The organism is Citrobacter sp. LST-B2 (genome assembly GCF_057983045.1).
The window spans coordinates 3,936,951-3,950,881 of record NZ_CP192598.1 but is presented as its reverse complement, the minus strand read 5'-3'; the positions used below and the strand labels follow the sequence as shown (position 1 = coordinate 3,950,881).

Genomic DNA, 13,931 nt, shown 5'->3' with positions numbered 1-13,931 from the left:
CACCTCAGTCCCATTACGGATAACAGGCCTTCCTGGCCCCTGGTGCATCCTTGCGTGATGAATTACTCGTATTGAACTTTGAAGGTGGCGTCTGCGTTAGCGGTACCGGCAGTTGCGGCGCCCGTGGCGTAGTAACGTGCCTGGAACGGGATGATATTCGTGCCATCGTTCAGGGTTGTTGCTGCGCTAAAGGTTGCGCCGTCCAGCGCCAGTGGGGTGCCTTTGTTGTCGAGGATCTGGACGCCAACGTTAGTGGCGCTACCGGCAGCAGAGCCCTGCAGTGCCAGTACGGTGTTGTTGGTGGTATCAACGGCCGTGCCAGAAAACGCGACAGAGGCTTTGGTTGACACGCTGGTATCACAATCATCAAGCTGAATGTTGAAACCGACCGCAGAACTGGTGCTGCCCGCAGTAGCCAGTTTTGCCGAACGAACCTGACCAAGCTGAACGGTTTGTTCGACTGAACCGGCGTCGACGGCGCAGGCTGCGTTAACGACTTCTCCTTTAAAATGCACTGTACCGCCGTTTACCGTGGTGGTATCGGCCAGAGCCGCCGCGGAGGTCAGGGACAGGGCTGACATAGCAACGATAGCCAGTGTTTTAATTTTCATGCTGTTTTCCTTTAAACAATGTCGATATCACGAACCGAAATGGCCAGTCGTTGTGCCTTCCAGGCATTCCATATTTCAGCCGAATGGGGCGACTGCCGGTTCTGCACAGTTTTTACCCAATGAATGAGTCAATTGGGGCCATTTTGACTCGTTGGTATAAACGGCTTGAAATGGCATATTATTTCTTGCTTATTGGTTTTTTATTTCTTTAGATTGTATTTTTTAGATATAAAAAACTGCAAAATAGTTTTATGTAGATGACTGAAATGGTGCAGGAGTCAGGTGGAGAAATGGTGAAGCGCGTAAACGGCGGTGGTAAATGTGAAAAAATGTTGGGGGTAATACTATTCTAATCAATGAGATAAAGAGTGTTTATCGATAATTCCTAACTTGTTAGTTGCAAAGCTTTACTAATTCTTTTTATGATATAAACAGTTTGGCCCCAATTGACCTGTTCAGGTAAAGACTTTCCTTTTTATATCAATCCGTTAGCTTATTTCTTTTTCTCCTGCGAAATGACCTCTAACAGGCTGCTTCTCTCCCATAATCCGGCGAAACGTGCGGCGTTGCTGGCGGTATAACGGACGGTATGACGAATATTTCGATGGCCAAGATAATCCTGAATCAGTCGCGTATCGGCCCCCCGTTCGGCAAGTTCATAACCGCAGGCGTGACGGAGCATATGGGGGTGAGTATGGGTAACGGTTCCAGCATCAACCCCCGCAGCCCGAATAATGCGATATGCCTGCTGGCGAGAAAGCGGTGTCCCCCGGCGGGAGATAAACACGGCGTCAGTGCGGCCTGCGCCTCTCCAGCCTGCGCGTTCCTGACTCCAGCGTTCAACGGCCTCACGCTCATCAAAACGCAGTGGATGAATGGTGGAAAACCCGTTTTTCAGTCGACGGACATTGATTCGTCCCTCGTTGAGATCGAGGTCGCGATAATGCAAATCGAGGAGTTCACTGATGCGCATGCCGTGACGGAACGCCAGCAAAATAAGACAATAATCTCGCTCTCCGGTTGCGCCATGTCGGGCAGCCTGCATCATGGCTTGTACTTCTTTGCCAGTAAGATAACGACGTCGATTCACAATGCATTACTCCTGAAATATGTTTCTGTTAATGAACACCTGTAGAAAACATCATGCGATTAAAAAATAATCCACGATGTTAAAGGCATATTATATTTGAGGGATTAATCACCGTTGGTGATTACATCACTTTTACATACGTAGATATTATTACCACGTGATAAGTCTTATTTTTATTGATTTTATCAGGTGCGACAATAGCGGCTGTTGTAGACAAAGTCAGGTGTATAAATTTAAACGAAAAATAGTTACAGAGGGTGAGAAGGTGGCGAAGGTTTGTTTGACGAAAAGGTCATGTTGAAAAAAGTATCCTGATTCATTACATGGATATAATAAAACTGTTTAATTCTGCTGCAAATAAGGATGGAAGTGAACAATAAGCATAATAAATATATGGTTAAATATTATTAATGCTTTGTTTATCGTGGTTTTAACACCATCCATGGTGTTGTATCTGTCACAGTGAAATAGCATTATGCTGTTTGAGTTTAGCGTCATCCCAGATACCGTAAAATCGACCAGCGTTACTGGCGGTGTACCAGACGGTATGGCGAATGTTACGGTGTCCCAGGTAATCCTGGATGAGACGGGTGTCGATCCCCATATTGGCTAATGCAAAACCGCATGAGTGACGAAGCATATGCGGATGAATTTCAAGCGGGAGCCCAGCGTGATCGCCCGAGGCTGAAATGATTTGATAAAACTGTTGGCGAGAAAGAGGGTTTCCTTTTCTTGATAAAAATAGCCACTCACTGTTGGCATGAGGATAGTCAGTTCGTATAGTCAGCCAGTTTTTTAACGCCTGAATTTCTTCTCTTAATAATGGATGTGTTGTCGAAAAACCTTTTTTCAGGCGGTGAATGTAAATACATCGAGATTTAATATCAATATCTGATATTTGCAGGCGACAGATTTCACTGGCACGAAATCCATGAATAAAACACAATAAGGTCAGACAGTAATTGCGGGCAGCGTGTGGTCCCGTGTTTGCTGCATTGAGAAGTGACTCTATTTCATTTTGAGTCAGGAAATTCCTCTTCTTATTATCGGCGTTATTTTTCATTAGGTTCCCTTTTGATTGCAGGTGCGCAAGCGTTCTGCTGATTTCCATTAATCCAATGGTCTTATCCGGTTTTAACTCATGATTTATTTGTACTGCACGGTAGGCGCTAATCGTATGCAACGTTGCTTCGCTACAGAAGGACGTGAGCGGATAATGAAAATGGCTGTATGTTGTTTCGTCATAACGTCGTGACATTATCGACTGGGTGCCTCCTCTGGTCTTGTGTTTTTGCTTATCTTACTGAATCAATAAACGTTATTGCTGTTCTACGATCGAGCCCATTCCGGAATACCCCGAATGATGAGCAAAAGGCTTTGCTAAGGACGAAAAACGACATGGCAACCTCGCTAGCATTCACTGTAGAACTACAACAATGAGTAAACAATACTGCAAAAAACACGGTGAGAATAGCAATAATAAGTCATATAACCGCTTTAGAGGCGGGATCTGGTATTTAGCCGTGAGCAGATTGATTCCCGTTAACCCGCAGAAATTGCATTAGTACGGGTATATTTGGCGGATGAGGGCGTGTGGCTGAAATTAGCCTGTCTTTAAGTGATGAAATGTTTTGCGACAAATAAAATGCGAGCGAGGGAATAATAACGCCTGAAACTACTCTTATTCATCTAAGGCGTTTATGCGTATCGTTCTGGTAATTACTGGAAATCACCTGGTCAGTACTTTCATCTGGCCGATCTCACATAGTGTATTGAGCCCCTTTGCATTATGCTGTTTCGACATTGAGTGAATGAAGATTTACGGATTAAGTAATTCCCAAAGGAAATTATATGAAGTCTATCGGTATTTTTTGCGGTTCATCTGAAGGCCATTCTTCGGTTTATATGCAGGCCGCGCGCGAAGCCGGAACCTATCTGGCTCAGGCCGGGCTGGGCATTGTTTATGGCGGTGGCCGGGTCGGATTGATGGGGGCCGTGGCGGATTCCGCCCTGCGACACGGCGGGCACGTGACGGGGGTGATGCCCGTGTCTTTGGTTGAACGTGAAATTGCGCATACCGGGCTGACTGATTTGCAGGTCGTTGAGAACATGCACCAGCGTAAAGATCGCATGGCGGCATTGTCTTCTGCTTTCATCGCCTTACCCGGCGGGGCAGGCACGTTGGAAGAGATTTTTGAGCAGTGGACGTGGGGACAATTAGGCATCCACCACAAGCCCTGTGCGTTTTATAACATGAACAATTTTTATCAACCGCTGCAGGTCATGGTACAGAAAATGGCCGATGAAGGTTTTATGAAGCAGAGCTACGTGGATATGCTGTTTTTCTCCGATTCGTTGCCGGAAATTGTTGAATATTTTTCGACATATACGCCGCCGACCTCCAAGTGGACCGTGACCCAGAAATAAGACGACTCATTGTGCTCCTGAAGAGCAGAGGATGACACCTGTCACTGACATGCCCCCGCCCAGGCTATGGCCTTCCGGGGGCATTTTTACGCCGGATTCATATCGATGGTTAAAAGGGCGCCTTCCCCCCAGGAATATTCTTAATTTCACTTAGGCCAGATGCCCGTCGGGCAAAAAAAAGCCCAGAAAATGATCTCTTTTCTCTCTATATGTTGCCATTATGTTTATTTTAACCGTTGCCCCAGGGGATGTTGATACAGTTAATAAAAAAATGGCCGCGAATATTAATGTAGACTTTTATCTTACGGTGTTGGAGAAAATTCAGTGGTATTGCAATTGGTAACATAGAAAAATATTATTTTAATCACGGCTAACATGGCAGCGATGCAAGTTTTTATTAAAAGGCCATGTTTTGTCTTTGCCACATTACCACAGCAAGTAAAGCCTCGTATTATCACGACGGGATTGTGAATATTATCAGCAGGAGCATGCGAAGGGAGAAACGCCAGAACAATTTTTGTATTGGCGAAAGTAAACATTAATAATACGTTTAAATGAGCGAAATAATGAAGAGTCAAATTCGTATAGCCGCGTTTCTGGTCAGCGCAATGGCGTCTGGTGTCGCGCTGTCAGCGGTTTCTGGGGTGCAGGGGACCGGTGGTACAGTGGAATTTTCCGGTGAGATTGTCGACAGTTCCTGTAATGTCACTACGGGGTCAAAACATCCCACCGTGGATTTAGGTCGATGGGCAAAAACCTTTTTTACCGGTACAGGGGTGGAAACCACGAAAACGCCTTTTACCATCAGCGTAGATAATTGTCCGGCGTCGGTGAAAACGGTGGCCGTGTTATTTACGGGGGTGACAGATGCGAATAATCCCGCACTGCTGGCATTGAATTCCAGCTCCATCGCAACAGGTGTCGGTATCAAATTATATAACGCCGGTAGCGCGCCTACGCCAATTACGCTGGGCTCAGTGTCTGCCGCTGCGAATGTGGTATCAAATAAAGCCGACCTGAAATTTATGGCCGATTATGTTTCCACGACCACGAATGTGACAGCGGGCAGCGCTAACGGCACTGCTGACTTCCTGATGGTATACAACTGATCGACACTCTGAGCAGGCTTCCGGTCTGCTCAACGCTTTTTTCTTCTTTTCCTGATGGTCACACTTCATGAAACAGTTTATCGCCGCAATGACGGCATCGTTAATTCTGCTGAGCGCTACCGCGCAGGCAGGCATTGTCATGGGTGGAACCCGTGTTGTTTATCAGGAAGGGAAGCGCGAAGCCACCATGACGGTGACGAATGCCGACACGCAGACGCCGTATCTGGTGCAATCATGGGTGGAAAACGCGAACGCAGAGGATAAGCGGGCAGTGCCGTTCGTGGTCACGCCGCCGCTGTTTCGTCTTGAGCCGGAACAGCAAAACGTCCTGCGTATTACGTTTACGGGGGGCGCATTGCCTGCCGATCGGGAGTCCATGTTCTGGCTGAACATTAAAAGTATCGCCCCGACGCAAAAAGAGGACGCCAATAAACTGCAGATTAACGTGAAGTCTCGCTTCAAACTTTTTTATCGCCCGCAGGGGCTGAAAGGCGAGGCAAAAGACGCCTGGACGCAGTTGACCTTTACCGTGCAGGGAAACCAACTGGTGGCGAACAACCCGACGCCGTATCACATCTCCTTGTTCTCCCTGACCGTGGGCGGCAAAGCGCTTGCCGAGCCGGGGATGATCGCCCCGCTGAGCACGCGTCGCTGGACGATCAACGGCAGCGGCCCGGTGACATGGCGGGCAATCAATGATTTTGGCGGCGTGACCGACTCCGCGCAACAGTGATGTCAGGCAACCTTCCCGTGAAAAAGAGAACCGTCCTGTTATCGGCGGACAGCGCGACGCTGCTGCTGACGATCATCCCTGGCGTTTTACTGCTGTTTTGCGATCAGCGTCAGGCGTGGGCGGATGACTATTTTGATCCTGCCGCGCTGGAATTACGCGATCCGCAACAGAAACTGGCGGACCTGCGCTATTTTGCCAAAGCGGGCGGACAGCAGCCCGGAACGTACCCGGTCAGTGTCTGGCTCAACGAACAGGAGGTCGCACAGCAGAATGTGACGTTTGTCGAGGAGAATGGGCAACTGAAACCGGTGCTCACCCCTTCGCAACTGGCGGAATACGGGGTTAACGTTAGCGCGTTTACCGCCTTCAGTCAGTTGCCTGATGGAGGCACTTTCACCGATATCGAACGCTACATTCCCGATGCCCGCAGCCAGTTTGATTTCTCCACTCAGCGTCTGAACCTGAGCATTCCACAGGCGGCGATGAACGTGCAAAGCCACGGTTATGTCGATCCCGCGCGTTGGGATGACGGCATTCCGGCCGCCTTCGTCGATTACACTTTTTCCGGCTCGCAGACCCGGCAGTCAACGGATGACGGGCGTTCCAGTTATCTGAACCTGCGCAGTGGCGTTAACCTCGGCGCATGGCGCCTGCGTAACATCTCGTCGATGCAGTACGATAAAACCCGACGCTGGGACTCGCAAAGTACTTACCTGCAGCGCGATATTGTCTCACTGAAAAGTCAGCTGCGGATGGGGGATACTTACACCCGTGGCGACGTCTTTGACAGCGTGCAATTTCGCGGTGTGCAGCTGATGTCTGATGACGAAATGCAACCGGACAGCATGAACGGCTTTGCTCCGATTGTGCGCGGCGTGGCGCACAGTAATGCGAAAGTAACCATCGCGCAGCACGGCTATGTGATTTATGAAACCTACGTGTCGCCGGGGGCATTTGCCATTCAGGATCTCTATCCCACCGCCCAGAGCGGCGACCTGGAGGTCACTGTTAAAGAGAGCGATGGTTCTGAGCGGCGCTGGACACAGCCGTTTGCTGCGGTTCCATTTATGCTGCGTGAAGGACGCGCCAGATTCAGCCTAAGCGCCGGGCGCTACCACTCGACCTCGCAACGCAGTCGTTCGCCGACGTTTATGCAGGGAACGCTTTTTTATGGTCTGCCCGCTGAGTTCACCTTCTATGGCGGTTCGCAGCTGGCTGAAGATTATCATGCCGTCGCGGCAGGGCTGGGGCGTGGTTTTGGCCTGCTGGGCGCGCTGGGGTTGGATACGACCTGGGCGGCGACCACGACGCCTTCAGGTAAGCGTTATACCGGTCATTCGCTGCGCGCGCAGTACCAGAAAAGCGTTGCGCAAACGGGGACCTCGTTCAGTCTGGCCAGCTATCGTTACTCTTCCAGCGGATATTACGATTTTAGCGAATCCGCGATGCTGGAAAGCCGCTACGGTCAGACATGGAGCAAACGCAGTCGCGAAGAGATTTCCGTTAATCAGGCGCTGGGAGGGGTGGGTACGCTTTCGCTGTCAGCGTATTCGCAGGACTACTGGCATAACGCGGATCGCGATCAAACCCTGCACGCCGGATTTTACAGTACCTGGAAGCGTGTTGCCTGGAGCGTCGGCTATTTCTACACCAAAACGACAGGACACAGCGCGCCGGATCGCTCATGGTCATTGAACGTCACGCTGCCGCTGGGCGGCGCGTGGTCAGACAGCACCGTAAGCTACAACACCTCTTCCGATAATCACGGCTACACCTCGCAACAGGTGGGGATATACGGTGCGCTGCCGCAGAACCAAAACCTCTACTATTCGGTACAGCAGGGGATTGCAAATCAGGGGCAGGGTAGCAACAGCAGCGCATCGCTGGACTATCACGGTGGATATGGGACGACGCAACTGGGGTATCGCCGCGATCGCGACAGCAGCCAGATGACCTGGGGGGCGTCTGGCGCTCTGGTGGTACATCCGCACGGCATCACGCTCGGACAGAACGTCGGTGACAGCTTCGCCATTGTTCGCGCGCCGGGCGCGGCGAACGTCGCGATTCAGACCGCAAACAATGTTCATACCGACTGGCGTGGTTATGCCGTGGTGCCCACGCTTACGCCCTATCACAAAAACGTGATCGCGCTGGATGCCCAAACGTTACCGGATGATGCGGATGTCGAGTTGCAGGGGGCGACGGTGATCCCTGGCGGCGGCGCAGTGGTGGAAGCACATTACCAGACGCATATCGGCAACCGCGTACTGTTCACGCTTCGCCGCGATCAGGATGTGGTGCCTTTTGGTGCCAGCGCCCGGCTGGTCGGTGATGGCGGTACCGCCAGCGCGATGGTGGCCGAACGCGGGCAGGTCTACCTGAGCGGGGTGCCGACGGCAGGCACTCTTGCGGTGAAATGGGACGACGCGGGCGTGAGCCGCCAGTGCGTACTGCATTTCCGGATAGCGGATGCACAGGACCGGAACCCGGTGAAAGAGGTGGCGGGACAATGTTTATGAATCATGAGGAACTGACGATGTCAGGGGTTTTTCGTCTTATTTGCGGGTTAATGCTGCTGGTAGCGAGCCTGTTTAGCCAGTACGTTCAGGCCGAAACCTGTCAGGGTAATACCGGACAAATGACCCTGAACTTTCAAAACATCAAATATCTGCCGACGCTGCGGGTCAATACTCAGATGAGCAGTATTATGCCGGTGAACGGTGGGGGGATTCGCTTTACCTGCGATCGGCAAGGGACGACATCGTTGTGGAAAAAAATCGTCTATCAGCAGATGAATACCCAGGGTGGGCAGATAATTGACGGACATGCGGTGTTCAATTCGGCCTTGCCCGGGATCGGCTACTCACTCAGTTTCCAGTGCGACGGGGGGCCGATCCATTTCCTGGAGTCAGTGGGCAGTCGGTCGGTTACGGTTTGCGACAGCACAGAGAGCCCGTCGATGCTGACGCAACGGGAAGTGGAGGTGAAAGCGTGGGTGACCTTCTATAAAACCGCTGATATTCAACTGGTAAGTAATAACCATGCTTTCGCCAACACGCTGGCAAATGTCGGGAACCTGTCGATGACGTACCCGAATGCGGGGGGAAATGGCGATCAGGTCAGCAGGCCGGTGATTCTCGATCTTGCGGCGATGAACGTGGACATCGGCAGTCGCGGTAGCTGTAGCGTCACCCGCGCCAGTATTTTTGTCGATCTGGGCAAAGCGAACCGGAGCGATTTCAAAGGTCCGGGTACCTCTGGCGGTTCGGCAGCGCCGTTTAGCATCCCTGTGTATTGCGCTACGCCCACGGATATCCGTATTGGCTTCTTCGCGACCCCGGCGACGACCGGGGCGACGGATACGCTGGATATTACGCACTTTCCCGGTGGTGCGGACGGCGTCGGGATCCGGATCCGCTATGGCGATAATGGTGGTAACGGGCCGGTAAAGGGAACATCGGTGACGCTGAATGAGCCCGCAAATCTGCCAGTGGTACAGAAAGTTCCCGCTTCCAGCGCCGCAACGGCAGTGCCGGTCAATTTTATGGCACAGATGGTGCAGACAGGATCGACGGTCACCGCGGGACGGGCAAATGGCACTGCCACCTTTGTGCTGGAATATAACTAAGAAGCCATAAAAGCGATCGCTCTGAAAAGCGTGCGGTAAGGGGTGAAAAATATTTACGTAGTGAATATAAAAACGTAGTTTCTTTATGGCTACCCAGGCGCCCGACGTGGGCAAGAACGGCAAGGAAGCAGGAGAACGGATGAAATTTATCGCCACCATTACCGGGCAACACATTGATTACGCTGATATTCGACCGGAGCATATTGTGATTGAAGATATCGCGGTCGCCCTTTCGCATCTCTGTCGCTTTGCCGGACATGTGCCTGAATTTTACAGTGTCGCCCAACACGGGGTTCTGTGCAGCCAGTTAACGCCACCTGAGTTCGCGCTTGAAGCGCTGCTGCACGATGCCGCTGAGGCCTATTGTCTGGATCTTCCCTCACCGTTAAAGCGCTTGCTTCCCGCGTACAAAGAGATTGAAGCGCGGCTGGATAACGCCATTCGTCAGCGTTTCGATCTTCCTCTCACCCCGAGCAAGGTGATTAAACAGGTGGACCTGATGATGCTGGCAACCGAGCGGCGCGATCTCAATCTGGATCCCGGTAATGACTGGCCGATGCTGGCAGGGGTCTCGCCCACGACGCGGTTGACCGTCACCCCACTGATGCCACGAGAGGCGCGCGCGCTTTTTTTATCCCGCTTTCAGGAACTGACAACCGGTTAAAGATGGTATGCCGTCACGGTTCGGCGCGTGCCGGTCAGTGAATCGAACACCTCGACATCTGACGCCAGAATCGGCATGCCTGACGCGCGGAGTCGCTGAATATCGGCGGCAATACGCTGGATCCCCAGCCAGAACAGTCCATCCAGGGCGTTAACCTGCAAACCACTCTCCAGTGCCAGGCGAAGCCGTTCCTCGGGATGCTTTGTCTGACTGGCAACCTGCTGATAGGGCACCGTGGTAATGGTTTCCTCATCCATACGGCGGATACGCGACGACAGACGATAGCGAAAGGCATCGGGGACGCGACTGAGATCGGCATTGATGCTGTAAACCTGGCCACGGCGTTTATCATTAATCAGCACATTTTTCTGGGTGAGGGCAAATTCTTTCCGCAGCTTGTCGATCAGTTGCGGAGTACGGGTGAGGAGCAAACGGAAGGGCAGTTCAAAGCTGGTTACGTAATCGACATTAAGCAGCGCAATACGCAGTCGTTCTTCAACACCGGCATTCTCTTGTTGGCACTCCGCCAGAACCTCTTTCCATTGGCTGGCAATGCGCGGCGACTCGTTGATTTCAGTGAAATGATATTTTTCAATCAGGTAATCGATACGCCTGGTCATTTTTTTCCATCCCATCCGCCCGTTCGCTAATGGCACAACATAACATAGAGAAAGAGACAGAATACAGAGACAAACGAATAATTGTCTACTTAAGAGTGTTTAAGAAATTTAATTAAAATGCACATTATCAATAAGTTATAAATGTCACACCAGTTAAGACTATTTAATTGTATTATTCGTAAGCTTATCAATATAATTTTTTACATGTCTCGCTAAAGCTGGATATAGAAGAACGGAAACGACCTGTGAGTTAAATTATTAATACGGAAATAAAGCGATGGCAATATATATTATAAGTAATGATAACTATTTGCAGGAGGGTATTGTCTTATTGGCAAAAGAGGCCAACCTGGAAATCGTGAAAGAAACCATGCCTCATTTACCTGTTGAAAGACTCACATTCGACGATACCGTGATTTTGCATCTTAATTTGTTCAACAAATGTTGTGCTAAAGAAATCTCCAGACTCAACAAAAAATGTAAGTTGCTGGTTATACTGGACTCAGAGCGGAGTGCATTGGTCCTGGATGCCGATGTGATTGTCAGCGCACAGCAGTCTCTGCTATCGCTGATGATGATCATTACGCGTCTGGTCGGTATGGAAAAACGCCAGGCTATCAGGAATCATGTTCTCAATCGTGTTGAAAAAAGGATTATTTGTGAATCGCTGTTGGGTAAAGATATTAACCTGATTGCCGAATCATTGGCGCTACCGCCGAAACGGGTATACACCTATCGCAACCTTGCGTGTAAGAAATTAGGTGGGCACCGGGTTCACGATCTACTGCTGATCAAAGAGAATTTACTCGAAGAGAGTATGTTTCTTTAAAACGCGTCAGCCCTGTTGAGCACAGAGCTGACGGTTTTCTCCCGTTTATCGGGCGCAATAGAGCAGGGGACGTTTCCCGATGGTGAACAGGAACCCGTGAACACCCTGATTGAGAATGGAGTAACTCACATCTTTATCGGGGTAGACGTAAAAATCAGGCAGAATATCGGCTAACAGATCATCCGGCAACGTTTCGATAATTTCGAACTTGTTGATTCTGCTTGAATGTAAGTGATACGAATCCTGATTTTCTGTCCAGTTATAGGCCACATCTCGTCTGATGCGCCCTTTCAATTTGTTATCTTCAATATAGGTTCCGCTGACGGCCACGATGCCGTTCTGGTTTTTCAGCGAATACATGTAGTTCAGCGTGATATTTGCGCGGGCGTTTTTATGAAACACCACCAGCGACATCGAACATTCCTGTTTATCGTAATGTTTTGACATTAAAAAATTGTATAACGCGCTGATGAGCACACCCGCGAGTAAAAATATGGCACTCATCGTTATGACTGTTCTTTTACTCACTTCCTACTCCACGAAAAGAGAGTGTAATACAACCTGGAATGGCTGATTTCAGGTAGTTCTGGCGGCAGACAAGAACCGCTAAGCCTGGCGACGTTTGTGATAGCGGGAAGTACACCCAGGGGTACTTTTCGCAATCGAGTCCAGAACCCAGAATCAGCGCCTTAAAGTGTGCAAAGCTGTTTTTGTTATCGTGGCTGTCATCTTTGGTATAGAAACGACAGCCTTTGTCTTGCTCGACGAAGGTGTAATCAGCGAAGAATGGCTTCGTATCGCTAAAGTGCCAGAAATAGTTCATGCCGATAGCGCCAATAAAAAATGCCGCTACCATGGCGAGAATGCTAACGAAGAGCGGCAATCTGCTGCTCTTACTTACCGTCATCGCACGGGCAGGAGGGGCGATTTCTTCTGGCGTAAGCGCGGGATCCGCCTCAGTGCGGTACTCCACATCCAGTTCATCTTCACCCTGCAGAGAATCAGGGGCCACTTCAGCCTCCTGAACCGCAGCAACGCGAGTAATTTTAACGCTTTTGTCGATTTGGAAACCTTTGCGCGGGACTGTGGCGACGAGGATCCGGTCAGTCTCGCCAACGGCGCGTAAGCCTCGACGGACAATAGAAATATTTTGGTAAAGGGTGTTGGCAGGCACCAACATGCCTTCATCTTCCCATACCTTTTTAAAAAATTCCTGCTGAGTGACGACGTCCGGTGAAGCGTCAAGCAGCAAAAGCAGACAACGACTGGCAGGCGTTGTCAAAACCACGTTAATTTCTGGGTTAGTGACAGAAATTAACTTTTTACTGTCTGGTCTGAATTCAATATTATCGTTAATAATCCAGTACATATGGGTTCACGGTGTTCGAAGTTATAAACAGTAGAGACTTAATTGTAGAAAATTCTGAACATACTATTACGTATAGTATAAATGAGTTCAGTAAGTCGTTTAATTTATGAAACTAATGTTTTTGTTCTGAAGTTTCACATAAGTGCATATAAAACAAAGCAATTTATTAACAAGGTCGGTGGATTCTGCCGCAATGAATAATCAGCTACTGTAATCATTTAAACATCCCAATGCCGCATTCCGGAGAAATTATGGCCTGATTATCAACAAAGTGGCGTTGAAATCTGTTTCAACGTCGTGATTTAAGATTCGGTATCAGACAGGTATACTTTTCTGTAACTCACTATTTTTAATGAGTATTCTTGAATAAAAACAGATTTTTTTAATGAGTCATTTGAAAGATTTATTATGCCGACCTGATGTTAAATAGTCAATTAGAGCGAATAACCTTAAATATCATTAAATGCATAATATAAAATCTTAAATGCCACTATAATTGGTTTTTTATGCTTAAACATAAGGAACAGATGAGTATTTACTCATCTAACATTAAAGTGGTGGCGGGTGATATTCACGCGCTATGCTTAAGGGATAAACAAAAAATGAGGCAATGTCATGGATAAGCAACTTGAGGATGCGGGTTATCGCGTCTATACCGGTGAGAAAATCGATGTCTACTTCAATACAGCAATTTGTCAGCACTCTGGGAATTGTGTACGCGGTAGCGCCAGACTTTTCAATCTGAAACGTAAGCCGTGGATTATGCCTGATGAAGTGGATGTCTCAACGGTGATCAACGTTATCGATACTTGCCCAAGCGGGGCGCTACAATATCGTCGTAAATAAGCGAG

General features: G+C 49.4%; 13 protein-coding genes and 1 pseudogene. 8 read left to right on the top strand and 6 right to left on the bottom strand.

Going from position 1 to position 13,931, the window contains the following annotated elements:
- Positions 1 to 62 precede the first annotated feature (62 nt).
- From fimA to ACQ0PY_RS19010, 3 genes and pseudogenes are all read right to left on the bottom strand, one after another.
- Positions 63 to 611 (bottom strand): type 1 fimbrial major subunit FimA, encoded by a 549-nt coding sequence (fimA, locus tag ACQ0PY_RS19020; RefSeq protein WP_042999433.1) that lies wholly within the window; start codon positions 609 to 611, stop codon positions 63 to 65.
- Positions 612 to 1,091: 480 nt separating this feature from the next.
- A pseudogene (locus ACQ0PY_RS19015) lies at positions 1,092 to 1,701 on the bottom strand (tyrosine-type DNA invertase).
- A 457-nt stretch (positions 1,702 to 2,158) separates the two neighbouring features.
- Positions 2,159 to 2,764, bottom strand: a complete 606-nt coding sequence (locus ACQ0PY_RS19010; RefSeq protein WP_109739454.1) for a tyrosine-type DNA invertase — start codon at positions 2,762 to 2,764, stop codon at positions 2,159 to 2,161.
- A gap of 788 nt (positions 2,765 to 3,552) precedes the next feature.
- Here ACQ0PY_RS19010 and ACQ0PY_RS19005 point away from each other — a divergent pair.
- The 6 genes from ACQ0PY_RS19005 to ACQ0PY_RS18980 all read left to right on the top strand — a co-directional run bounded on the left by ACQ0PY_RS19005 (position 3,553) and on the right by ACQ0PY_RS18980 (position 10,262).
- Entirely contained in the window at positions 3,553 to 4,128 is a 576-nt protein-coding gene (locus tag ACQ0PY_RS19005; RefSeq protein ID WP_109739453.1) for an LOG family protein, read from the top strand.
- Between the two features lie 566 nt (positions 4,129 to 4,694).
- Entirely contained in the window at positions 4,695 to 5,237 is a 543-nt protein-coding gene (locus ACQ0PY_RS19000; RefSeq protein WP_042999437.1) for a fimbrial protein, read from the top strand.
- A 67-nt stretch (positions 5,238 to 5,304) separates the two neighbouring features.
- Positions 5,305 to 5,970 (top strand): fimbrial biogenesis chaperone, encoded by a 666-nt coding sequence (locus tag ACQ0PY_RS18995; RefSeq protein ID WP_044254128.1) that lies wholly within the window; start codon positions 5,305 to 5,307, stop codon positions 5,968 to 5,970.
- Positions 5,971 to 6,029: 59 nt separating this feature from the next.
- Entirely contained in the window at positions 6,030 to 8,489 is a 2,460-nt protein-coding gene (locus ACQ0PY_RS18990; protein ID WP_224788371.1) for a fimbria/pilus outer membrane usher protein, read from the top strand.
- Positions 8,486 to 9,598: a fimbrial protein gene (locus ACQ0PY_RS18985; protein WP_224788370.1), complete on the top strand. Its 1,113-nt coding sequence runs from the start codon at positions 8,486 to 8,488 to the stop codon at positions 9,596 to 9,598. Before ACQ0PY_RS18990 ends, ACQ0PY_RS18985 begins: the two co-directional genes overlap by 4 nt.
- Before the next feature lie 139 nt (positions 9,599 to 9,737).
- The gene (locus tag ACQ0PY_RS18980) at positions 9,738 to 10,262 is read left to right on the top strand and encodes an HD domain-containing protein (RefSeq protein WP_109739451.1); all 525 of its coding nucleotides are present in this window, start codon (positions 9,738 to 9,740) and stop codon (positions 10,260 to 10,262) included.
- Here the strand turns inward: ACQ0PY_RS18980 and ACQ0PY_RS18975 are convergent.
- Entirely contained in the window at positions 10,259 to 10,882 is a 624-nt protein-coding gene (locus tag ACQ0PY_RS18975) for an ECs1377 family protein (RefSeq protein WP_109739450.1), read from the bottom strand. The two genes, ACQ0PY_RS18980 and ACQ0PY_RS18975, sit on opposite strands and share 4 nt — an antisense overlap.
- Positions 10,883 to 11,159: 277 nt before the next feature.
- Here ACQ0PY_RS18975 and ACQ0PY_RS18970 point away from each other — a divergent pair, with 277 nt between their 5' ends.
- A complete protein-coding gene (locus ACQ0PY_RS18970) occupies positions 11,160 to 11,711 on the top strand; it encodes a hypothetical protein (RefSeq protein WP_042999442.1) in 552 nt (183 codons plus the stop codon).
- 45 nt (positions 11,712 to 11,756) lie between these two features.
- Here ACQ0PY_RS18970 and ACQ0PY_RS18965 read toward each other — a convergent pair whose 3' ends face one another.
- Positions 11,757 to 12,125 carry a hypothetical protein gene (locus ACQ0PY_RS18965; protein WP_224267557.1) on the bottom strand — a complete coding sequence of 123 codons (369 nt, stop codon included), beginning with the start codon at positions 12,123 to 12,125 and terminating at the stop codon, positions 11,757 to 11,759.
- Positions 12,126 to 12,231: 106 nt separating this feature from the next.
- The gene (locus ACQ0PY_RS18960; RefSeq protein WP_042999444.1) at positions 12,232 to 13,080 is read right to left on the bottom strand and encodes a winged helix-turn-helix domain-containing protein; all 849 of its coding nucleotides are present in this window, start codon (positions 13,078 to 13,080) and stop codon (positions 12,232 to 12,234) included.
- Positions 13,081 to 13,695: 615 nt separating this feature from the next.
- On the opposite strand from ACQ0PY_RS18960, the gene yjdI reads away from it, so the two are divergent.
- Positions 13,696 to 13,926, top strand: coding sequence for a 4Fe-4S mono-cluster protein YjdI (gene yjdI, locus ACQ0PY_RS18955; RefSeq protein ID WP_042999445.1), 231 nt, complete (start codon positions 13,696 to 13,698; stop codon positions 13,924 to 13,926).
- Positions 13,927 to 13,931: the final 5 nt, after the last annotated feature.